18 protein-coding genes are annotated in these 21531 nt (G+C 63.6%); 9 read left to right on the top strand and 9 right to left on the bottom strand.

Annotation, left to right across the window (positions count from 1 at the left end; all coding sequences use genetic code 11):
* The first annotated feature begins 143 nt into the window (after positions 1-143).
* The 9 genes from pbpC (at position 144) to A9K71_RS03735 (ending at position 10299) form a co-directional block, all read left to right on the top strand.
* Complete coding sequence (gene pbpC / locus A9K71_RS03775; protein ID WP_082980326.1) at positions 144-2234, top strand: penicillin-binding protein 1C; 2091 nt, start codon at positions 144-146, stop codon at positions 2232-2234.
* 655 nt (positions 2235-2889) lie between these two features.
* Entirely contained in the window at positions 2890-2985 is a 96-nt protein-coding gene (locus A9K71_RS32310; RefSeq protein WP_245299515.1) for a M15 family metallopeptidase, read from the top strand.
* 212 nt (positions 2986-3197) lie between these two features.
* Complete coding sequence (locus tag A9K71_RS03765; RefSeq protein ID WP_066990553.1) at positions 3198-4226, top strand: sulfate ABC transporter substrate-binding protein; 1029 nt, start codon at positions 3198-3200, stop codon at positions 4224-4226.
* A gap of 109 nt (positions 4227-4335) precedes the next feature.
* Complete coding sequence (gene cysT, locus A9K71_RS03760) at positions 4336-5187, top strand: sulfate ABC transporter permease subunit CysT (RefSeq protein WP_066990552.1); 852 nt, start codon at positions 4336-4338, stop codon at positions 5185-5187.
* Positions 5180-6064, top strand: a complete 885-nt coding sequence (gene cysW / locus A9K71_RS03755) for a sulfate ABC transporter permease subunit CysW (protein WP_066990548.1) — start codon at positions 5180-5182, stop codon at positions 6062-6064. Before cysT ends, cysW begins: the two co-directional genes overlap by 8 nt.
* A gap of 52 nt (positions 6065-6116) precedes the next feature.
* Positions 6117-7157 carry a sulfate/molybdate ABC transporter ATP-binding protein gene (locus tag A9K71_RS03750; protein WP_066990546.1) on the top strand — a complete coding sequence of 347 codons (1041 nt, stop codon included), beginning with the start codon at positions 6117-6119 and terminating at the stop codon, positions 7155-7157.
* Positions 7158-7356: 199 nt separating this feature from the next.
* A complete protein-coding gene (locus A9K71_RS03745; protein ID WP_066990543.1) occupies positions 7357-8346 on the top strand; it encodes a sulfate ABC transporter substrate-binding protein in 990 nt (329 codons plus the stop codon).
* Positions 8347-8603: 257 nt separating this feature from the next.
* Positions 8604-9053, top strand: a complete 450-nt coding sequence (locus A9K71_RS03740; protein WP_013530871.1) for an Rrf2 family transcriptional regulator — start codon at positions 8604-8606, stop codon at positions 9051-9053.
* Between the two features lie 94 nt (positions 9054-9147).
* On the top strand, positions 9148-10299 hold the full coding sequence (locus A9K71_RS03735; RefSeq protein ID WP_066990541.1) for a hypothetical protein: 1152 nt from the start codon (positions 9148-9150) through the stop codon (positions 10297-10299).
* Positions 10300-10382: 83 nt separating this feature from the next.
* Here the strand turns inward: A9K71_RS03735 and A9K71_RS03730 are convergent, their stop codons facing one another.
* The 9 genes from A9K71_RS03730 to A9K71_RS03690 all read right to left on the bottom strand — a co-directional run bounded on the left by A9K71_RS03730 (position 10383) and on the right by A9K71_RS03690 (position 21357).
* Positions 10383-10865: a gluconokinase gene (locus A9K71_RS03730; RefSeq protein WP_082980325.1), complete on the bottom strand. Its 483-nt coding sequence runs from the start codon at positions 10863-10865 to the stop codon at positions 10383-10385.
* A gap of 80 nt (positions 10866-10945) precedes the next feature.
* Complete coding sequence (locus A9K71_RS03725) at positions 10946-11932, bottom strand: ABC transporter permease (RefSeq protein ID WP_066990539.1); 987 nt, start codon at positions 11930-11932, stop codon at positions 10946-10948.
* Positions 11929-12909 (bottom strand): ABC transporter permease, encoded by a 981-nt coding sequence (locus A9K71_RS03720; RefSeq protein WP_066990536.1) that lies wholly within the window; start codon positions 12907-12909, stop codon positions 11929-11931. The genes A9K71_RS03725 and A9K71_RS03720 overlap by 4 nt, the downstream gene beginning before the upstream one ends.
* A complete protein-coding gene (locus A9K71_RS03715) occupies positions 12906-14453 on the bottom strand; it encodes a sugar ABC transporter ATP-binding protein (RefSeq protein WP_066990533.1) in 1548 nt (515 codons plus the stop codon). The genes A9K71_RS03720 and A9K71_RS03715 overlap by 4 nt, the downstream gene beginning before the upstream one ends.
* Before the next feature lie 75 nt (positions 14454-14528).
* On the bottom strand, positions 14529-15653 hold the full coding sequence (locus A9K71_RS03710; protein WP_066990529.1) for a sugar ABC transporter substrate-binding protein: 1125 nt from the start codon (positions 15651-15653) through the stop codon (positions 14529-14531).
* Positions 15654-15949: 296 nt separating this feature from the next.
* Positions 15950-16978, bottom strand: coding sequence for a LacI family DNA-binding transcriptional regulator (locus A9K71_RS03705; protein ID WP_066990526.1), 1029 nt, complete (start codon positions 16976-16978; stop codon positions 15950-15952).
* Positions 16979-17170: 192 nt separating this feature from the next.
* Positions 17171-17953, bottom strand: coding sequence for an ATP-binding cassette domain-containing protein (locus A9K71_RS03700; protein ID WP_066990523.1), 783 nt, complete (start codon positions 17951-17953; stop codon positions 17171-17173).
* Complete coding sequence (locus tag A9K71_RS03695; protein WP_066990520.1) at positions 17946-20195, bottom strand: ABC transporter permease; 2250 nt, start codon at positions 20193-20195, stop codon at positions 17946-17948. Before A9K71_RS03695 ends, A9K71_RS03700 begins: the two co-directional genes overlap by 8 nt.
* Positions 20196-20274: 79 nt before the next feature.
* Positions 20275-21357 carry a substrate-binding domain-containing protein gene (locus A9K71_RS03690; protein ID WP_066990516.1) on the bottom strand — a complete coding sequence of 361 codons (1083 nt, stop codon included), beginning with the start codon at positions 21355-21357 and terminating at the stop codon, positions 20275-20277.
* Positions 21358-21531: the final 174 nt, after the last annotated feature.

Here is a 21531-nt window from a genome sequence, read left to right as displayed (position 1 = left end):
ATCACAAACATGGCGATAGCGCTGCCCATCATCCAACTGCCGGCACCTTATCCTCGTGAAAGACGGGGAGAAGGGACAAGCTCCAGCGCTGACACCCTCCTCTCCCCGTCGTTCACGGGGAGAGGAGGGTGAGGGGCAGCGCCATGCTCTCCAAAAAATTCTTGCGCCGCGCTGCCATAACGGCAGCGTCCTCCGCCGCCTGTCTTGCCCTTTCCGTCGCCGCTCTCTGGGAGCTCGACCGCGCCTTCCCGCCGCCGCTCCCGGCGCCGCTGACGGTCTCCACCGAAGTGCAGGACCGCGACGGCCAGCTGCTGCGGGCCTTCGCCACACCGGACGGTTATTGGCGGCTGGAAACTCGGCTCGACCAGGTCGACAAGCAGTTCGTCGACATGCTGGTCGCCTATGAAGACAAGCGCTTCTGGGACCACCGCGGCGTCGACATGCTGGCGCTTTGTCGCGCCGCCGGGCAGTTCGCCACCAGCGGCCACATCGTTTCCGGCGGCTCGACGCTCTCGATGCAGCTTGCCCGTCTGATCGAGCCGCGCGACAGCCGCAGCCTCGCCTCCAAGGCCAGGCAAATCCTGCGCGCCATCCAGATCGAGCGGCGTTTGTCCAAGCGCGAAATCCTCGAGCGCTACCTGACGCTGGCGCCCTATGGCGGCAACCTAGAAGGCGTGCGCGCAGCCTCGCTCGCCTATTTCGGCAAGGAACCGAAGCGGCTGACCGTATCGGAAGCAGCACTTTTGGTCGCGCTGCCGCAGTTGCCGGAAAAGCGCCGGCCAGACCGCAACCTCGACATCGCGCATGCCGCGCGCGACCGCGTGCTCACCCGCATGGTCTCGGCCGGTCTGCTCAACGAACGAGAGGCAGCGCGCGCCGCGCTCGACGACGTCTCCGGCCTGCGCCGCAAGCTCCCGGCATTGGCAGCGCATGCTTCCTACGCCATGCTGCCCAAGGCTGAACCCGGCAAGCCGCTGCAACTCACCATCCGCCGCAGTGTTCAGCAAGGGCTGGAGCAGGTGGCGAAAGAGGCCGCCAGGAAGCTCGGCCCAAAGCTTTCCGTCGCCATGGTGATGGCCGATGCCCGCACCGGCGACATTCTTGGCGAAGTTGGCTCAGCCGATTTCTTCGACGCCAGCCGATCCGGCTGGATCGACATGACCAAAGTAGTGCGCTCGCCCGGCTCGACGCTGAAGCCGTTCATCTATGGGCTTGCCTTCGAGCAAGGCCTGGTGGCGCAGGAGACGATCATCGAGGACAGCCCCGCCGACTTTGGCGGCTATCGGCCGAAGAATTTCGACATGGGCTACCAGGGCGACGTCAGCATCAGGCAGGCGCTGCAGCTGTCGCTCAACGTGCCGGCGATCCGGCTGCTGGACGCGGTTGGTCCCGCACGGCTCACGGCGCGCTTCCGCCAGGCCGGCGTCAACCTGGTCCTGCCGCTCAACGAGGCGCCCGGGCTGGCGATCGGCCTCGGCGGCGCCGGCGTGACTTTGCGCGACCTGGTGCAGCTGTATACCGGCCTCGCCAATGGCGGCAAGATGCACACGCTGCATGACGGCACCGAGCCGGCCAATGCCGGGCGCATCACCGCCACCATCCTCGACGACCAGGCCGCCTGGCAGATCGACGACATCCTGTCCGGCGTGAAGCCGCCCGAAGGTGCGGCCCCGCGCGGCATCGCCTACAAGACCGGCACATCTTACGGCTATCGCGATGCCTGGTCGGTTGGCTTCGACGGCCGCTATGTGCTTGGCGTCTGGGTCGGCCGTGCCGACGCCGGCCCGGTACCTGGCCTCTCCGGCTATGTCTCGGCCGCGCCCATCCTGTTCGAAGGCTTTGTCCGCTCGGGTTTGGGGAGCGTGCCGCTGCCCGGCCGGCCGCCGGGCGTCTTCAATCTTAAACGCGAAGAGTTGCCGGTGACGCTCGCCCGCTTCGGCGCCGGCTCCGACGGGCTGGTGCAGGCAACGCCGACCGAACCGGCGCCCACCATCGTCTTCCCGCCGGACGGGGCTCGCGTCGACCTCGGCACCAACTCTGCGGACGCTTCGCCGCTTGTGCTGAAGCTGCAGGGCGGGCGCGCGCCGTTCCGCTGGCTTGCCAACGGCAAGCCGCTCGCCGGCATCGACCGCCGCCGCACCGCGACCTGGCAGCCCGACGGCACCGGCTATTCGACTCTCACCGTTATCGACGCCGCCGGGCGCGCGGCCAGCGTGAAGGTTTTCGTTGAATAGAATCCGGCAAGCGATTCGGCGCGTTGCGCCTTTCATGGGTCGAAGGCACTTCTCTCGAGGCTTATCGCGAAGCACACCCGTCCTTCAGCGGGAGCAGCTATAATCCTCCTGGCACTGGCCCTGCTGGCTGCCTTCTCCGCCCACGCCGACCCCCTGCCCGCCGGATTCGTCCGGCTCGCCGATGTCGAGCCGACCATTCGCCAGGACATCCGCTATGCCGGGCTGGGAAACTTCCTGCAGCGCAAGGTCGACGGCTACGAAGCGCCGGTCTGCATCCTGACCGCGCCGGCGGCGAAGGCGCTGTCCGGCGTTCAGAAAGCAATGACGGCCAAGGGCCTCACGTGATCGCCTTCGACTGTTACCGCCCGGCACGCGCCGTCGCCGACATGGTTAGATGGACAAGGCAAGGCGGCCCGCCCGACCCGCAGTGGTATCCGAATGTCGAGCGCGGCGACCTCATCGCGCGGCTCGACCGTTGACCTCGCCGTCGCTGGGCTTGACGAGACAAGCGCGGCTCCTCCCGCCTGCGGCGTGACTGACGCCCGCACCCTCGACTTCGGCACCGGATTCGACTGTTTCGATCCGGCGAGCGAGACGGCCCACCGCCACCTGCCCGTCCAAGCAGCGGCAAACCGCACGATGCTGCTTTTTGGCCATGCGCGCCGCCGGCTTCCGCAACTATGGGCGCGAATGGTGGCATTTCACCCTTGCCGACGAGCCGTTCCCAAAGCAGCGCCTCGATTTCCGGTGACCGCCGACTGGGGCCACACGGCTTGCCGTGACCGCGACCGGTTATAATTAGGCCCGCTGACGAGGATCCATGTTGCCGCCACGTGAGGAAGATATTTCCTCGACTGGCCGCCCCTCGCCGAAAAATTGCTGCAAGGAGATGAAAAAGGCAACATTCAGTGCATCTAATTTCTATAAATTCGCTAGAGTTCGGGCCGTTCAACGGAGGCGGAAATGACCAACCCTCATTTCGGGAAACTGCTCGGCGCGCTGGTCGCCACATCTGTCCAGTTCGGCACCCTCGGTTTCGCTTTTGCCGATACGACCATTCTCAATGTGTCCTACGACCCGACACGTGAGCTATACAAAGCCTATGACGAGGCCTTCGCCGCGCACTGGAAGGCGGAGACCGGAGAAACCGTTACCATCCAACAGTCGCATGGCGGATCCGGCGCCCAGGCGCGAGCCGTCATCGACGGTCTCGACGCCGATGTCGTGACGCTGGCGCTCGAAGGCGACATCAACGCCATTGCCGCGAAGACGAAAAAGATCAATCCGGACTGGCGCACGAAGTTCGAGAACAACTCGGCCCCCTACACCTCGACCATCATCTTCCTGGTGCGCAAGGGCAATCCCAAGGGCATCCATGACTGGAACGATCTTGTGAAGGACGGCGTCCAGGTAATCACGCCGAACCCGAAGACCTCGGGCGGCGCGCGCTGGAACTACCTCGCCGCCTGGGCCTATGCCAATGCCAATGACGGCAATGACGAAGCCAAGACCAAGGAGTTCGTCGGCAAGCTCTATGCGAATGTCCCGGTCCTCGATACCGGTGCCCGCGGCTCGACCGTGACCTTTGCGCAGAAGGGGCTGGGCGACGTGCTGATCGCCTGGGAGAACGAAGCCTATCTCGCGCTCGATGAATTCGGCGCCGACAATTTCGACATCGTCTACCCGCCGACCTCGATCCTGGCCGAGCCGCCGGTCGCCGTCGTCGACGGCAATGTCGACGCCAAGGGCACCCGCAAGGTCGCCGAGGCTTATCTGAGCTGGCTCTATTCGAAGGAAGCCCAGACCATCATCGCCAAGAACCACTATCGTCCGGCCAAGCCCGACCTGGTGCCTGCCGAGGATCTCGCCAAGCTACCGGCAATCAAGCTCGTCACCATCGACGATCCGCAATTCGGCGGTTGGAAGAAGGCGCAGCCTTATCATTTCGGCGACGGTGGTATATTCGACCAGATTTACAAGCCCGCCCAATGAAGCATGGCGGCCATCGGCCGGATGAAACCTGATTGGGTCTATTGTACGAGTGCCCGAGCCGAGGCGAAGGGCGCTCTGGTCTGAGTAAGAAGGGACGATCCAGAACAGCATGAACACAGCACCCGCCAAGGCGGGGTGGCGGTTCAGACAGCCGAGTGTCATTCCGGGCTTCGGATTGACGCTCGGCTTCTCGCTTGCCTACCTCACGCTCATCATCCTCATCCCGCTTTCGGGGCTGGTCTGGCGTTCGGCCGCGCTCGGCTGGACCGACTTCTGGGCGATCGCCGTCGACCGGCGCACTCTCAATGCGCTGAAGATCAGCTTCGGCACCGCCTTCCTGGCCGCCGCGGTCAACGTCGTCTTCGGCACCATCGTCGCCTGGGTGCTGGTCCGCTACCGCTTCCCCGGCCGCCGCATCGCCGATGCGATGGTCGACCTGCCCTTCGCCTTGCCCACCGCAGTCGCCGGTATCGCGCTCACCACGCTCTATGCGCCGAATGGCTGGATCGGCCAGCTTCTGATGCCGCTCGGCATCAAGGTCGCCTACACCCCGCTCGGCATCGTCATCGCCTTGGTGTTCATCGGCCTGCCCTTCGTGGTGCGCACCGTCCAGCCGATCATGGAGGAGCTCGACAGGGAGGTCGAGGAAGCTGCCGCCACGCTTGGCGCCAACCGCTTCCAGACCATCACCCGCGTGCTCTTTCCGGGACTGGCGCCGGCCATCGTCACCGGCTTCTCGCTCGCCTTCGCGCGCGGTGTCGGCGAATACGGCTCGGTCATCTTCATCGCCGGCAACCTGCCCTTCAAGTCGGAGATCGCGCCGCTCCTCATCGTCATCAGGCTCGAGGAATACAATTACGAGGCGGCGACCGCGATCGCCGCGATCATGCTGGCGCTGTCCTTCGTGATGCTTTTGGTCGTCAACCTCGTCCAGACATGGAGCCGCAAGCGCTATGGCTGATCCCGAGATCAAATCCTACGAACCGCACCACGAAAGCCAGTCGGCCGCGGTGACCGAAAGCCGGCCGGTGCGCTGGGTGGCGATGGGAATAGCCTTCTCCTTCCTCGCCGTCTTCCTGCTTCTGCCGCTGATCGTTGTCTTCCACGAGGCGCTTAGCAAAGGCATCGGCGCTTACACGGAGGCGCTTGCCAGCCCCGACACGCGCTCGGCGATCCGCCTGACGCTGCTGGTGGCGGCGATCTCCGTGCCGCTCAACCTCATTTTCGGCATCTCGGCTGCCTGGGCGATCGCCAAGTTCGAGTTCAAGGGCAAGGCCTTTCTGACCACCCTCATCGACCTGCCGTTCTCGGTGTCGCCCGTCATTTCCGGCCTGGTTTATGTGCTCCTCTTCGGGGCGCAAGGCCTGCTCGGCGCGTGGCTGAAGGCGCATGGCATCGTCATCCTGTTCGCCGTGCCGGGCATTGTGCTCGCAACCATCTTCGTCACCTTCCCCTTCGTCGCCCGCGAGCTGATCCCGCTGATGCAGGAACAGGGCAATGGCGACGAGGAGGCGGCCCTGTCACTCGGCGCCAATGGCTGGCAGGCCTTCTGGTATGTGACGCTGCCCAACGTCAAATGGGGCCTGCTCTACGGCGTGCTACTCTGCAACGCGCGCGCCATGGGCGAGTTCGGCGCCGTGTCGGTGGTCTCAGGTCACATTCGCGGCCTCACCAACACCATGCCGCTGCATGTGGAAATTCTCTACAATGAGTATAACGCCGTCGGCGCCTTCGCAGTCGCCTCGCTGCTTGCCGGCCTGGCGTTGGTGACGCTGGTCTTGAAAACACTTCTGGAGATGCGCTACGGCGCCGAGATTGCCGCGACGCGCGGACATTAGATGCATGCCGCCCGAAACCGCATAGCATGCATCAGTTGATTGAGGGATCTGTATGGAAGTTCGCGTTGTCAACGTGCGCAAGGAGTTCGAGCGGTTTCCGGCGCTCCACGACGTTTCGCTCGACATCAGGTCGGGCGAGCTTATCGCGCTGCTCGGGCCATCCGGTTCCGGCAAGACGACGCTCCTCCGCCTGATCGCCGGCCTGGAGCGGCCCACCAAGGGCGCCATCTTCTTCGGCGAAGAGGATGCCTCGCAGAAGTCGATCCAGGAGCGCAATGTCGGCTTCGTGTTCCAGCATTACGCTCTGTTCCGCCACATGACGGTTGCCGACAATATCGGCTTCGGCCTCAAGGTCCGGCATGGCGCCGCGCGTCCCTCGGCGCAGGAGATCCGCCGCCGTGCCTCGGAACTCCTCGACCTCGTCCAGCTGTCGGGGCTGGAAAAGCGCTATCCGGCACAGCTTTCCGGCGGCCAGCGCCAGCGCGTCGCGCTCGCCCGCGCCATGGCCATCGAGCCCAAGGTGCTTTTGCTCGACGAGCCGTTCGGCGCGCTTGACGCGCAGGTGCGCCGCGAGCTGCGCCGCTGGCTGCGCGAAATCCACGACGCCACCGGCCACACCACCGTCTTCGTTACCCACGACCAGGAGGAGGCGCTCGAACTCGCCGACCGCGTTGTCGTCATGAGCCAAGGTCGCATCGAGCAGGTCGGCTCGGCCGACGAGATCTACGACACGCCGAACTCGCCTTTCGTCTACAGCTTCATCGGCGAATCGAGCTCGCTGCCGGTCAAGGTCGACAATGGCGAGATCTGGCTCGCCGACCGACCGGTCGGCCTGCAGGCGCCGCATGCGCCGTCCGGGGAGGCCCTGCTCTACTTTCGTCCGCACGATGTCGAGCTGCTCGACGGCTGCAGCGGCTGCATTGCCGGGACGGTCGCCGCAAGCCGCCGCGTCGCCGGCACAAGGCGGGTCGAGCTCGAGATCGGCGGCGAGCGTCAGCGCGTCGAGATCGAGCTGCCGGTCGACCATCCGGCGGCACAGAAGAGCCGGGTGGCTTTCAGGCCGAGGCGCTGGAAGCTTTTCCCGGCCTCCTGACCTGTTTGCCGCCTGCCGCTTCCGGGCGCGCGGCAGTGGCCCCGATGAATCAGGTTGGAAGAAAATCCTAGCAAGCGGCTGTTCGGGCGGGAGATTTTCCCGCTGCTCGTGCGTCCCCCGGACCGCGTGCCTCGCGCAGCCAGGCTTTCCTTTTTATGGTCACACCATAGTTCTGATTGTCTGGAGGAGGACCGTTTTCATGAAGCGCTTATTGCTGGGTATTGCCACGCTTGCCGGCTTCGTCGTCCTCGCGTCCTCCCAAGCCTGGTCGGCCGACAAGCTGCTCAATGCCTCCTACGACGTCGGCCGCGAATTGTTTGCCGACATCAACAAGGCTTTCATCGCTCAGCATCCCGGCGTGACCGTCGATCAGTCCCACGCCGGAACCTCGGCGCAGGCTCGTGCCATCGCGGAAGGTTTGGCAGCCGACGTCGTCACCTTCAACCAGGTCACCGACGTCGATTTCCTGGTCAAGAGGGGTCTGATCTCCGCGGACTGGCAGAAGGATTTCCCAGACAACGCATCGCCTTTCTATTCGCTGCCGTCCTTCCTTGTTCGTGCTGGCAATCCCAAGCACATCAAGGACTGGAACGATCTGGTGCGTGACGACGTGCAGGTGATCTTCCCCAACCCGAAGACATCAGGCAATGCGCGCTATACCTATCTCGCTGCCACCGCTTACGCCAAGGAGGCCTTCAAGGGCGACGACGCCAAGGTGAAGGAGTTCATCGCCAAGCTGTTCGCCAACGTGCCGATCTTCGACACCGGCGGCCGCGCCGCCACCACCACCTTCGTGCAGCGCGAGATCGGCGACGTGCTGATCACCTTCGAATCCGAAACGCGCGGCATCCGCAGGGAATATGGCGACGACAAGTTCGAGCAGGTCACGCCTTCAGTCAGCCTGCTGGCCGAATTCCCGGTGGCGATCGTCGATAAGATCGCCGACGAGCACGGTAGCCGCGATCTCGCCAAGACCTATCTCGAATTCCTCTATTCGCCCGAGGGCCAGGACATTGCCGCCCGCAACGGCCTGCGGGCCCGCGACGCAGCAGTGGCCGCCAAATACAAGGCCGAGTTTCCCGACGTGCGCCTGTTGACGGTAGACGAGGTCTTCGGCGGCTGGGACAGGGTGCAGAAAGAGCATTTCGCGGCAGGCGGCTTGCTCGATCAGGCCTATGGCAGCCGGTAGCGCTTACAATCAAAAGAAGTGGCAAGCCGTCATCGCCGTCGCCATCGCCGGCTTTTTTCAATCTGGAGCCGGCATCACTTTGCCGACGAAATCAACGCGGCCAATGTGAAAAACGTTACGAAGAATCAAGGCGTTTGTGCCTAAACCTGTGTCGAAGAATTGTTGTGCCAAACCGCGTAGCGCGGCCAAACTGTCATGATTTGCACACAAACAACCGCCAGATGCAGGCGATTGGGGTTTGATAAACTGAATCGGGCATGCTGACCAAAAAAGGCAAATACGGCCTCAAGGCCCTCGTGCATCTTTCCGGCCTGCCGGCTGGCCAGCTTGCATTCGTCAACGACATAGCGGTCGCAAACAACATCCCGAAGAAGTTCCTGGACGCCATCCTGGGCGAATTGCGCAATGCCGGCTTCGTCCAGAGCCGCAAGGGCAAGGAAGGCGGCTATCGCCTCGCCAGGCCCGCTTCCGAGATCAAGATCGGCCATGTCGTGCGCGTGCTCGACGGGCCGTTGGCGCCGATCCCTTGCGCCAGCCGCACGCAATATCAGCGCTGCGAGGACTGCGACGAGGCGACGTGCCAGGTCCGTCACATGATGCTGGAAGTGCGCCAGGCGATCGCCGAGGTGCTCGACAACCGCAGCCTTGCCGCCATGCGCGACGCCGACAACGACGATTTCCCGGTCGAACTCACGTCGCAGATCTGATCGCTCAGCCGCGCCGCCTCGCCGTTGGTTGTCTGTCCGCGACAGACGCTGTAATCGGCTGACGGATGTATGAAGGTTTGGGGGTATCTGACGCATGAGGCTGCCTCGGCTTGGCAAGTCCCGCAGGGCCAACCGGCAACCGTCATCCGCCAGCGTCTATCATACCGAGATCATCGCCGACGTTGCAGTGCCGGAGCGCGGCGAGACCGTCCGCTTCTTCAGCCGCAAGCTCCTCCGCCCCGGCAAGTTGCGCAGCGTCTCCAACAAGGATCTGCGCGAAAGCCTGCTTTCCTTGTTCTATCTCGGCGTGGCGGCGGTGTTGCCGGTAGCCTGGTGGGCGCCGATCTGCGATTGGGTTTCGACGCTTCGACGCAAGCGTCATTTTCGCAAGGATTTCGCGCGCTATGACGTGGCGATCAAAGCGGTGCTTGGCGATGATGCCGACACGCGAAGCCTTTTCAGGGGACATCTCGCCGCCGCGCATCGCCGCCGTCTGATGCTTGCCGCTCATCTGGCGCCTGGCAGGCGCTGGTCGCCGGCAATCCGGCTGGAAGGCATCGACGGCTTGCGCGAGGCCTTGCAGCGCGGCCGCGGCGCCATCGTCTGGTGCGATCAGTTCATCGCCCAGACCATCATGGGCAAGCGCGCCCTCTTCGAAGCCGGCATCGAAGCGCACCAGGTGAGCGTCAACTTTCACGGCTTTTCGGAAAGCAAATTCGGCCTGCATGTGATCAACAGGCCGCTGGTCGAGGTCGAAAACCGGTTTCTGAAGAGCCGCATCGTCTTCGAGCGCGCCGAAGCCTACCAGGTTACGGCGCGCATCCAGAAGACGCTGAAGGAGAACGGAGTCGTGCTGATGACCAACACCATCCACGCGGGATCTACCTTCACCGAGAGCGCCATGGGCGAGCGTGGCTGGACCCACCTCGCCTCGGCGCCGGCGAATTTTGCGGCGCGCGCCGGCGCTGCGCTGTTTGGCATGTCGACCCTTGAGACTGTGCCCTTTCGCGAATACCGGGCGATCGTCAGTCCCGAACTGAAGCCCAACGCTGCCCAGCCTGCATCCCGGCCGGCAAAGGACGTGGCGGCAAAGAACTTCGTTCTGCAAGCGGCCTATATCCTGCTCAAGCGCGACCGGCTGCTGGAAGCGGTCAAATTGTATCCCGAGCAGATGATGGCCTGGTCCAGCGCCAACCGGCTCACCGGACAACAGGATCAAGCCGCGATCGGCGGCGACGCCGCATAATGCATGTCGCCCAAATGCGCAGCGGTTTTGGATCAACGACATGCATCAGAACGAAGCCTGAAAATCGCGTCGCCTGAACCTGTTCAGCTCGAGGGGCTTGAGCTCAGTGCTTGTTTAAGGATGGCGGCGACGCTCCGCGCGCCATCCGCCGTCACCGCCGGTTCGTCCGGCTCCGGTTCTTCCAAGGTCGCGAACTGGCTGTCGACCAGGCTCGCCGGCATGAAATGGCCTTTGCGCCCCGACACCCGTCGCCAGGCAGTCTCGCGATCGATCTTCAGATAGAGGAAGACGATGCCCGGGCAAAAGCTGAGCAGCCGGTTCCGGTAGCTGCGCTTCAGCGCCGAGCAGGCCACCACCGGCTTGTGTCCCTCGCCGACGGAAGCTGCGATGCGCTCGCCGATGGCATCGAGCCAACCCTCGCGCAACGCATCCGTCAGCGGCTCGCCGCGCGCCATGCGCGCCACGTTTTCTGGTGGATGCAATAGGTCGCCCTCGATGAAGACCGCGCCCAGCGCCTCGGCCAGCGCTTCGCCGATCACCGACTTGCCGCAGCCGGCGACCCCCATCACGACTATGGCCGGCGCTGACCGGATGTCGTTCAATGGAAACCTCCGACGGCTGTGGCCTTGCGATCCTTCATCCACAATCAGCGGCTTGCCGGCGCACGGCCATAGAGCAAAAGCATGGCCACGATCACGACGCCGTAAATGATCTGCCGCCCCGCCTCCGGCATCTGCATGACCGACAGGATCGATTGCAGCAGCGTGATCAGGATCACGCCGGCGACGGTGCCGAGATATGAGCCGCGGCCGCCGAGGATCGAAGTGCCGCCCAGCACCACGGCGGCGATCGACGGCAACAGATAGGCGTCGCCCATCGACTGCGCCGCCTTCGATGCGTAGCCCGCGAGCAGGACGCCCCCGAAGGCCGAGAGCCCGCCGGAGACGGCAAAGGCAATCAGCACCACGCGGCGCGTGTCGATTCCGGAAAGATAGGCGGCGCGCTCACGGTTACCGATGCCGTAAACTACGCGGCCGAAGGAGGTGCGGGTCAGCACGAAAACCATTGCCGCCCCTATCAGCGCCCAGATGATCACGGCATTCGGCACCCCCGGAATGGTGAAGCCGGTCGCAAGGTAGCGCATCGCCGCCGTCGCCGAATCCTGCGGCGAGAACCCGCCTGTGTAGACCACCATCAATCCTTGCGCGACGGCGTTGGTGGCTAGAGTGATGATCATCGAGGGAATGCGCAAATAAGCCACGCCGACGCCGTTGACGATGCCGATCGCGACCCCGCACAGAACGCCGAACGGGATCGCGAGCGCGACGCCGACCGAACCGTAGGCTGCAGCGGCACAGGCCATCATCGCGCCGGTCGCCACCGACCACGGCACGGAAAGGTCGATCTGCCCGAGCAGGATCACCAGCATCATGCCGGTGGCGATCACGCCGAGGAACGACGCGACCTTCAGCTGCTGCAGGAGATATTCCGGCGAGAGAAAACTGCGCGAATAGAGGCTACCGAGCAGAAGCAGGATAACGATGCAGGCAAAGGCGGTCGCCACCGCCGGATCGGCGCGGCGGATGAATTTCGGCATGCGGCTGGCGATGCCGCCAAGCGTCGTTTCGCTCACAGGAACCACTCCAGCCGGTTGCGCACCCGAAACAGCGCGAAGGCGCCGAGGCTGACCGCGATCAAAAGGATGATGCCCTGGAACAGCGGCTGCCAGAGCGGGTCGAAATCGAAGACGAAAAGCAGGTCGCCGATGGTGCGGAAGGCGAGCGCCCCGAAGATCGCGCCAATGGCGCTGCCTTTGCCCCCGAACAGCGAGACGCCGCCGAGCACAACAGCCGCGATCGAGAACAATGTGTAGGCATTGCCGCTCGCATAGGCGGCCTCGCCCGTATAGGTAAAGAAGGTGAGGAACAGGCCGCCGATCGCGGCAAGCAGTCCGGCCAGCGTGTAAGCAAGGAACTTGCCCCTGCGGATCGGCACACCCGACATGTAGGCGGCCGTCTCGGACGAGCCGGCAGCGTAGGCGGCGCGGCCGAGCTCGGAGCGGCGGAACGGCACCCACACGACAAGCACGACGACGAACAGCGCCATCAGGCTTGCCGGCACGACGCCGAAGAAGCGCCCTGTCAGGAAATCGGCGACGTCCTCGTTGACCGATCCGCCGGGAACCGGTCGCAAAAGCAGCGCGAGACCGAAATAGACGGCGCCGGTGGCTATCGTGGCGACGATCGGCTGCAGGCGCCCGTAGATCACGATGGCGCCGTTGATCGCCCCGCAGACGAGCCCGGTGCCAAGCACAGCCACCAATCCAAACGCCGTCTCGAGGCCCGTGCCGATGACGAGCCAGGAAGCCATGCAATTGGTCAGCGTGAAGATCATGCCGACCGAAAGATCGATGCCGGCGGTGATCACCACCAGCGTTTGCGCCATCGCCACGAAGGCAAGCAGAACGCCCTTGTTCGCCGCCGTCTGCACGACGTTGGCCGTGAAGCCGGCTGGATGATTGCCGCTGTAGATCGCGAACATGACGATGAAGATGGCGAACGCCAGCAGCGTTCCGCGCTGTTCGGCCAGCCAATAGCGCCAATCCTTCACGCGCCCTCTCCTTGTTCTGCCCGCCCGCTGCCGCCGTGGATATTCAGCGCGCTGGCGATCAGCGCGTGCTCGGTGATATCGGCGCCAACCAGCTCGCGCTTGATGGCGCCGTCATAAAGCACGAGCACGCGGTCGCAGCAGCCGATCAGCTCGTCATAGTCGGTCGAATAAAACAATATCGCGGCGCCGGCGTCGGCGAGCTTACGCATCAGCTGATAGAGCTCCTGCTTGGTGCCGACATCGATGCCGCGCGTCGGATCGTTGAGCAGAATGATGCGCGGCTGCCGCATCAGCCATTTGGCGATCACCACCTTCTGCTGGTTGCCGCCGGACAGCGCGCCGACCGGGATATCGAGCCCCGCCGTCTTGATGGCCAGCAATTCAACCATGTCATCGATCAGCCGCTGCTCGGCGGCACGGTCGATGACGCCGGCCTTTGACAGCCTGTCGAGTGCTGCGAAGGAAAGGTTCTCGCGCACCGTCATGGGCAGCATCAGCCCTTCCGTCTTGCGGTCTTCCGGGATCAGCGCCATGCCGATACGGTCATCGCTGGCGGCTGCCGGGCTGGCAATCGAAACCGGCTTGCCGTCGACCAGGATCTGCCCGGAAAGACCTCGCAGAACGCCGAAGAACGCCAGCAGCAGCTCACGCTGACCCTGGCCGTCGAGCCCGCCCAATCCTACGACCTCGCCGGCCGCAACCGAGAGCGAGATATTGTCCAGCCTATCGCTCCAGGACAGGTTGCGCGCCTCCAGCACAGGAGCCGCAACCGTCTGGGGCCTGGTCGGCTTCGGCGGAAAGATGTGGCTGTATTCCCGGCCGATCATCAGCTCGACGACTTCGTTGTCGCTCTTCGATCCAGCCCGATAGCTGGCGACATTGCGGCCGTTACGAAACACCGTGCACTGGTCGGCAAGCTCGGAGATCTCGTTCATTCGGTGGGAGATATAGAGCAGCGCCAGCCCTTCCTGGCGCAGCCGCTTCAGCACCTCGAAGACCTTCGCGACATCGGCGGCCGTCAGCGCCGACGTCGCTTCGTCGAGGATCAGGATGCGCGGCTTCCTGGCCAACGCCTTGGCGATCTCGACCATCTGTCGTCGCGAGAGCGGCAGGTCCTTGATCAGCGCCAGGGGGTGAATATCGGCGGCACCCGCGCGGCCAAGCGCCTGTTCCGCGAGGCGCCGTTGCGCCTTGCGGTCGATCATGCCAAAGCGTTTCGGCGGGTCGGATATGACGATGTTGTCGGCGACGCTCAGCTCCGGAATGAGCGAGAGCTCCTGAAAGATGCAGACGATGCCGGCCTGGTTTGCCGCGGCGGGCGAAGCAAATGTCACCTCGCGGCCGTCCAGGGTCATGGTACCTTCATCCGGCGCGACGACACCGGCCATGACCTTGATCAAAGTCGATTTGCCGGCGCCGTTCTCACCGAGAATGGCGTGGATGCTGCCGGCCGTGACGGTAAGATCGGCCTTTTCCAGGGCGCGCACGCCGCCATAGCGCTTGGATATGCCTTCCATGCGGAAGAGCGGAGCCGCGCCGTTCATCAGCCCTCCCCAGGCCAGTTCGTGATTGGCATCAAGCGGCCGGCGTCGCGGCTTCCGCGACGCCGGTCCGTCAGACTATTTGTTTTCCTTGGTCTGGCCCATGATTTCCTGCGCGGTGAAATTGATGCCGCAGGTCGGGAAGGAATTGCCGACGAAGAAATTGTCGGACTGATCGGGGAAGTAGTCCTGCCCTGCCTTGAAGTTCGGATCCTCGACGATGGCCAAAGGCAGCTTGACCGACTGCGGCACGACATTGCCTTCGAGCGCGGCAATCGCCGTCTTGATGGCAACGGCAACCTGCGCCGGGCCGGTACCGGCCGACGAACATTTCAGCCCGTCCGCCGCATGCGCCGCGCAGAATTTGCGGAAGCCGTTTTCCGTCTCGCCGCCGAACGGCACGAACGGATGCTTGGCGTCGATCATCGCCTGCACGATGCCGGTATCGCCGCCTTGCCCTGTGATGCCGTCGAACGGTCCGCTGGTGGCGATCGCGTCGGCCGTGGCTTTCTGCGCCACGCCGTCGTCCCACTTGCCGACGACCTCGGTGACATCCCATTTCTTGCCCGACGCGTTGAGAACCTCGTGAATGCCATTGTGCCGGTCGGTATCGACGGAGGTACCCGCGACACCGCGCACCTCAAGCACTTTGCCGCCGTTCGGAACGTGCGAGACCAGCCACTTGCCCCACAATTCGCCGAGCCCCTTCTGGTCGACATTGACGTTGATGGCGTCCTTGGTGTCGAGGATGTTGTCGAAGGCAACCAGGATGACACCGGCTTCCTTGGCGCGCTTGATCACGGGCCCGAACGCGGTCGGGTTCTGGGCGTTGACGACGATCGCGTCGAAGCCGGAGTCGATGAAGTTATTGATCGCCGAGATCTGCGCCGGCACATCCTCGCCGGTCGATACCACCTTGAATTCCTTCAGCTTCTTGGCGACGTCCGGCTGCGCGGCATAGGCTTTGGCCGTCTGGATCATCTGGATGCGCCAGGTATTGGCGATATAGCCGTTCGCGAGCGCGATACGATAGGGCCCTTCCTTCTTCGGATATTTGAAGAATTGTGTGTCGGCCGCCCAGGGCGCGAAGCAGTCGGGCTCGGCCGAGGGCCCTTTGACGATTTCCGGATCGGCGATCGCCGACGAGCTCAGCATGACAAATGCAGTGGCGGCAACCACACCGCCAACAAGTGACTTGATCATCAGTATTCCTCCCAGTTGCAGTTCTGCTTGTTGATTAAGTCCTGGCGCTTTGGCCGGCACCTCCTACCGCATCCAATCGCCTGCCGGCCGGCCTTTGCTGCCCGCTGCCTCCTCTTGCCTCGCCTGCGGGCAATTCAGCAAACTATCATATTATACATAATAAACAAGTAAGGACTGTTTTCTTATGTATAATAAACAGCGCCTTCCCCCCACCCACCGTACTACTCGATGCTGAAGATGGTAGCGCTACCATGCAAGGTAGTAAACCGGCATTTGCACAGTCGTCTTTGCGTGTTTCAACGTGCGGTGCTCTCGCGGCGAATGAGCTCGAAACCGAGATCGACAACCCTCTGCTGGGGCCTCCGGCCCGCAATCGCCGCCAGCGCCATCGCCACTGCCTGCCGTCCGATTTCATAACGATGCGTGCGAACGCTGGTGACCGACGGGAACGCCGCCTGCATCATGTCGAGGTCGTTGAAGCCGACGATGCCGATGGCCTTCGGTACCGCGATGGCGGCGCGGCGACATTCGAACAAGACCCCAAGCGCGATATCGTCATTGTTACAGAAGACGCCGTCGAGCGACGGCATCTTGGCCAGCGCATCGCGCAAAAGCTCGCGGCCGAGCGTCACACTGGACAATAGCGGCGTGGTGGTGACCAGGCGGGGATCGAACAGGCCGGCCGCCTCCATGGCCGCGCGATAGCCGGCAAGGCGCCGCTGCGAGCGCGGGTCCATGCGCGCGCCGATGAAACCGATGCGCCGATAACCTGCCTCGATCAGGTGCTCGGTGGCAGCGCGGCCACCGTCGAAATGCGAGAAGCCGACCAGCATATCGACCGGATCGTGTCCGGTTTCCATCACTTGCACCACCGGGCAGCCGGCCGTCTCCAGCAGCTTTCGCGACTGCGGCGTCTGGTCGATGCCGGCGACGATAAGCGCCGCCGGGCGCTGCGAGGCGAACAGCTGCAGCAGCCGCTCCTCTTCCAGGCCCGAATAGTGGGTATTGCCCATCTGGATACGGAAAGGGCTGTCCGAAAGACTGTCATAGATGCCGCGCACCACTTCGGCAAAGACATTGTTGGTGAGCGACGGCACCAGCACGCCGAAGACCTCCGCGCGCGCCGAAGCCAATGCGCGCGCATTGGGGTCCGGGATGTAACCGAGCTCGTCGACGGCGACCTGTATCTGCCGGCGCAGATCTTCCGAGACCCGCCCAGGCTCGCGCAGCGCACGCGACACGGTGATCGCGCCGACGCCCGCCTTGCGCGCCACGTCGGCGATGGTCGGGCGGCCGCCGCCGCGCCGCGAGCGCGGCCTTGTCACCGCCTTGTCCTTTTTGCACGAAAGGAGCGCAGCGGCGAGTTGACGATCAACAGTTTAGCCACAGCAACCATGTTTCGCAGCCCGTCCCATTCCGGTTGGGTCGCGCAGGCCATGGCCGTTGTCAAGCCGACGAATTTTGGTTCAGCCGACCCCCGGCAGAGGCGATAAACCCCGGGGTCAATGCCTCGGTGGTCAGACCGCCCTCGCCTGATCGGCCGTAAGCGCCTGCTCCCGCGTGCCGGAGACGATGATCTCAAGGACCTCGTGCTCGTCGGTGTTCCTGACATGACGGTCGCCGACATTCTCGCCGCGCTTGAGCACCATGACACGGTCGCCTACGGCGAAAATGTCGACCAGCCGATGCGAGATGATGATCTGGGCAACACCCTGCCTTTTCAGTTCCAGCATGGTCTCGAGGAGCCTCGCGGTCGCCATCACCGAGAGATTGGCTGTCGGTTCGTCGAGGATCACGACGCGTGGCTCGAACGAAATCGCGCGGGCGATCGCCACGGATTGCTGGCGACCGCCCGACAGGCTCTCGACCTTCTGGAAAACGGAGTTCACGTCCACCTTGAGCCGCTTCAGCACGCTATCGGCTTCCGCGTACATCTTGCGGCGATTGACGAAAGGGCCTTTGCGCGGCCAGCGGCCGAGAAAGATGTTCTGGCCGACATCCATGTTTCCGCAAAGAGCGAAATCCTGGTAGATCATCTCGATGCCCGCATCGCGGCTCTCATGCGGACTCTTGAAGTGCACCGGTTGACCGGCGACGAGGATTTCGCCGGCGTCGCGCTGATAGGCGCCGGTCAGGATCTTCATAAGCGTCGACTTGCCGGCCGAGTTGTCGCCGACCAGTCCAAGGATCTCTCCGGGATAGAGCACTAGATCGACTTTCCGAAGCGCCTGAACGGCACCGAAGGCTTTTTCGATGCTTCGCATTTCCACGATCGGTTGAGGCAACGCAGCATCAGGCATGAATGGTTTCCCGGGTTCGTGCGCCTCGCGCGAGGCGGGCTCGCAGGCGACCGAAGATATTGGCCTGGCGCACCCAGATGTCGATCAGCACCGCGACAATGAGAATGACGCCGATGAAGACATTGATCCAATGCTGCGGCATGCTGAAGCCCTGGACATTGAGCTGCAGGAGCGCCCGAACGAGGGTGATCACGGCTGCACCGGCCAGAGAACCCAGCATGGTGCCGTAGCCGCCGAAGATCGACCCGCCGCCGATGATCACCGACGCGATGGCGTCGAGCTCGCGGAACTGGCCTGCAACGGGGTTGAAGCTTCGGAAATAGGCGACGTTGATGATCCCGGCCATCGTCGCGCAGAACGCCGCCAGCATGAGCGAGATGAAGCGCGCCCGGTTGGTGTTGATGCCGGCATAGGCGGCGGCGCGGATGTTGCCGCCGGTTGCATAGACCTTTTGCCCGAACGGCGTGTAGGCGAGCACGACGCCGGCAATCACGGCGACGAAGATCATCCAGATGGTCTGCACGCTGACCACCTCGGCCAGTGTTCTGAGGATGCCATCCGGAAGCACGATGCTGAAGTGAAGGAGGATGTCATTCACCTTGCGGCCGAGCAAATTGTAGCCCTCTGGCCAGCCGGTAAGCTGCTGCCCGGCGACGAACCAGGCCGCGAGGCCGCGGGCGATGTAGAACATGCCAAGCGTTGCGATGAAGGCCGGCAGTTTCAAGCCAACGGCGACGACGGCGTTGACAAGGCCGGCAAGCATCCCCGCCAGCAGGCCCATCGCGACAGCGGTGACGGGGTCGGCGCCCAGGACCTTCAGGAAATAGGCCGCCGCACTGCCGGCGAGCGCCAGGACGGCTCCGACGGAGAGGTCGATATCGCCGGCCGCGATGACGTAGGTAAGCCCGACCGTGATCAGCGCCAGTTCCGTATAGTTGAGCAGGATCGCGAAAGTGTTGGACAGGTTCCACCAGTAATCCGGCCTGAGGAAAAGACCCGTGAGCCACAGCACCACTGTCAGGATGACGGCGAGGGCATCGCGCCGGGCGAGGAACTTGCCGAACCCGGTCGCCGACAATGCGATGTCGGTCGCCATCGCACCCTTGGTCACCACGCCCTCGAGTGCGACGCCGCCGATCTCGAAGGCCGGCGGCGGCGGCCTGCCGCGCAGCCATGCCCAGAGGCGCGCCGCGACCTGGCGGCGGATGAGATAGGGTTCGATCAGCACTGCGATGACAAGCAGCAGTCCGAGGAAGACCGGCACCGCGCCTACTGGCAGGGAGTAGACGGCGTTGACCGTCACCTCCTCCTCGCCGATCTTGATGGTGCGCGTGATCGGCAAACCCTCGCGCAGCACCTTGTCCAGCAGAACGACCAGCGTGGCGCCGAGGCAGGACCCGGCGACGCGGCCGCGACCGCCGAGAATGGAAGCGCCGCCGATGATCACCGCGGCGATGACGGTCAGTTCGCCGCTGACGCCGTAAAGCGGGGTCACGCCCTTGTCTTGAGCGGCCGACAGGAGGCCGGCAACAGCGGCGCAGAGCGACGAGAGCAGATAGGCACGGATCCGCACCCAGTTCGTCGGTATGCCAGCATAGACTGCTGCCTGCTCGTTGCCGCCCGTCGCAAAGGTTTCGTAGCCCCAGCGAGTGTTGGCGAGCACGTAGGCGCCGATCACGGCAACGACCGCGAAGATTGCGATCTGGTTGTTGAAGCCGAAGACGTTCGTCTCGCCGAGATGGAAGAAGAGCGGGGCCTCCTTCGCTTTGCCTGGATAGTAGATCGCCTGACCGTGCGTCAGGGCGAGGACGAAGCCGCGGCCGATTAAAAGCGTGGTCAAGGTGGCGATGAACGACGGCACTTTTAGAATGGTAACGAGCACGCCGTTGACGAGGCCGATCACCATGCCAAGAAGGACGCAGACGGTCACCGACATGACGATGCCGAGATCGGCGAAGCTTGGCGCGAACAGCCTCGCAAAAACGACGGCCACAAGGCCGTAGATGGAACCGACCGACAGGTCGAGGTCCTTGTTGATGATGACGAAGGTCATTCCGACGGCGATGATGGCGACCCGCGAGGTATCGCGAAGCAGTGCATGGAACGCCTCCGGCGAGCCGAAAAACGTCGGATTGACGGCAGCGCCGCCGAGATAGATCAGCGCCAGCAGGGCAAGCAATCCCATTTCCCAGCCGCCGACGAGCTGGGGTGGAAGGCGACGAGCGAGAGCTTCAGCGGGCATTCTTCGATAAAGGGTTCCGAAGGCCAAATGCGCGGGAGGATACCAGTTCTCCCGCGCCAGTTCAGTGTCGCTTTGACATTCAGTTCTCGAAACGCTTGCCGACCTTTCCAACGGTCTCCTGGGTCACGAGTTGGGCGCGCGTGTCGAGATTGGCGGCCGCGATGCCGCGATCGATCTGCAGATAGAGTTGCATGACCGGATAGAAGCCCTGCAGGAAGGGCTGCTGCCCGAGCGCGCCGGTCAGGTCGCCGCTCTTCAACGCATCCTGCTGCGCCGGACCGAGGTCGAACCCATAGGCGCAGATCTTGCCGGTCTTTCCGGTTTGGGCGACGGCCTTGGCCAGCGCTGGCGTGAACACGTTGTTGCCGGCGAAGGCGCCGACAACATCACCGCGCGACTCGAACAGCGTCACGATGCCGTTCACCGGATCGTTCGGATTGGTGTCGATGCCGGTGTTCTCGGGACCTGCGTCGACCTTGAAGGCCTCGAGCTTGCCGGCATCCTTCAGGCCTTTGACGATCGCGTTGAAGGCCGCGGTGACGCGATTGTTCACCTCGATGTTGCCCATCGCGGTCGATGACGGCAGAACGATCGAGCCCTTCTCGATACCCTTGTCCGCCAGGCACTTGACGAGTGCCTCGCCGGCGATCGCCGCGGCGGAGGCGTCCTGACCGGTGTGGCTGATGCCGCTGCGGTCGAGGATCGTGCCGTCGAAGGAATTGGTCGTTGCTACCGGTATGCCCTTGGCTCCGGCGGCCTTGACGATGTCGTTATAGGCGCCGACCTGGGGCGTTGTCATGATCAGCCCGTCGATCGTCGGATCCTGCACGATCTGATTCAGGATTTCGATCTCGCGGGCCGGGTCGTCGGTCGGAGATTCCGAGCCGAGCAGCAGTATCTTGGCGCCGATCAGATTGCCGGCGGCGGTTGCGCCGACATAGACCGGATCGAAGAAGCCGTTGCCGGCCGTATGTGTGACGATGGCGAAGGTGAGATGGCCATCGGCCGAATGGAAATCCTTGGTGGTGGGGGCTTCCTTTGCGGCTTCCTCGAAGCTGTAGCCGCCGACTGCTTTCTCGACGCCGCCGGACTGCGCGAAGGCGGAGGGCACGCCGAGCAACAACGCCGCGGCGGATGCCGCGAGCGGGAAAGTACGTCTCATGATTATCCTCCCTTGCATTCAACGGGCGGAAGCCGTTCGAGCGCATTTATTCAGGAGATTTTCCGACTGCTTCCTCCCACTTTCGCAATATTCCGCCTAAAGCCTTTCCAAGTAAATAGCCTGCTGCACCCAGTATTCGGGCGCGACGTCATGCGAAAGAGCACGGACGAGTAC

This window comes from Mesorhizobium sp. WSM3873, assembly GCF_001672445.1.
GTDB lineage: Bacteria > Pseudomonadota > Alphaproteobacteria > Rhizobiales > Rhizobiaceae > Mesorhizobium.
This window is presented reverse-complemented; position numbering and strand designations above follow the sequence as displayed.

What these genes read in the sequence shown, in the direction of transcription:
- pbpC (WP_082980326.1), top strand. Translation starts at nt 144, where the DNA reads ATGCTCTCCAAAAAATTCTTGCGCCGCGCTGCCATAACGGCAGCGTCC.
- A9K71_RS03695 (WP_066990520.1), bottom strand. Translation starts at nt 20,195, where the DNA reads ATGCCCGCTGAAGCTCTCGCTCGTCGCCTTCCACCCCAGCTCGTCGGC.
- cysW (WP_066990548.1), top strand. Translation starts at nt 5,180, where the DNA reads ATGGCTGATCCCGAGATCAAATCCTACGAACCGCACCACGAAAGCCAG.
- A9K71_RS03740 (WP_013530871.1), top strand. Translation starts at nt 8,604, where the DNA reads ATGCTGACCAAAAAAGGCAAATACGGCCTCAAGGCCCTCGTGCATCTT.
- A9K71_RS03690 (WP_066990516.1), bottom strand. Translation starts at nt 21,357, where the DNA reads ATGAGACGTACTTTCCCGCTCGCGGCATCCGCCGCGGCGTTGTTGCTC.
- A9K71_RS03745 (WP_066990543.1), top strand. Translation starts at nt 7,357, where the DNA reads ATGAAGCGCTTATTGCTGGGTATTGCCACGCTTGCCGGCTTCGTCGTC.
- cysT (WP_066990552.1), top strand. Translation starts at nt 4,336, where the DNA reads ATGAACACAGCACCCGCCAAGGCGGGGTGGCGGTTCAGACAGCCGAGT.
- A9K71_RS03750 (WP_066990546.1), top strand. Translation starts at nt 6,117, where the DNA reads ATGGAAGTTCGCGTTGTCAACGTGCGCAAGGAGTTCGAGCGGTTTCCG.
- A9K71_RS03715 (WP_066990533.1), bottom strand. Translation starts at nt 14,453, where the DNA reads ATGAACGGCGCGGCTCCGCTCTTCCGCATGGAAGGCATATCCAAGCGC.
- A9K71_RS03710 (WP_066990529.1), bottom strand. Translation starts at nt 15,653, where the DNA reads ATGATCAAGTCACTTGTTGGCGGTGTGGTTGCCGCCACTGCATTTGTC.
- A9K71_RS03730 (WP_082980325.1), bottom strand. Translation starts at nt 10,865, where the DNA reads ATGGGGGTCGCCGGCTGCGGCAAGTCGGTGATCGGCGAAGCGCTGGCC.
- A9K71_RS03700 (WP_066990523.1), bottom strand. Translation starts at nt 17,953, where the DNA reads ATGCCTGATGCTGCGTTGCCTCAACCGATCGTGGAAATGCGAAGCATC.
- A9K71_RS03765 (WP_066990553.1), top strand. Translation starts at nt 3,198, where the DNA reads ATGACCAACCCTCATTTCGGGAAACTGCTCGGCGCGCTGGTCGCCACA.
- A9K71_RS03735 (WP_066990541.1), top strand. Translation starts at nt 9,148, where the DNA reads ATGAGGCTGCCTCGGCTTGGCAAGTCCCGCAGGGCCAACCGGCAACCG.
- A9K71_RS32310 (WP_245299515.1), top strand. Translation starts at nt 2,890, where the DNA reads ATGCGCGCCGCCGGCTTCCGCAACTATGGGCGCGAATGGTGGCATTTC.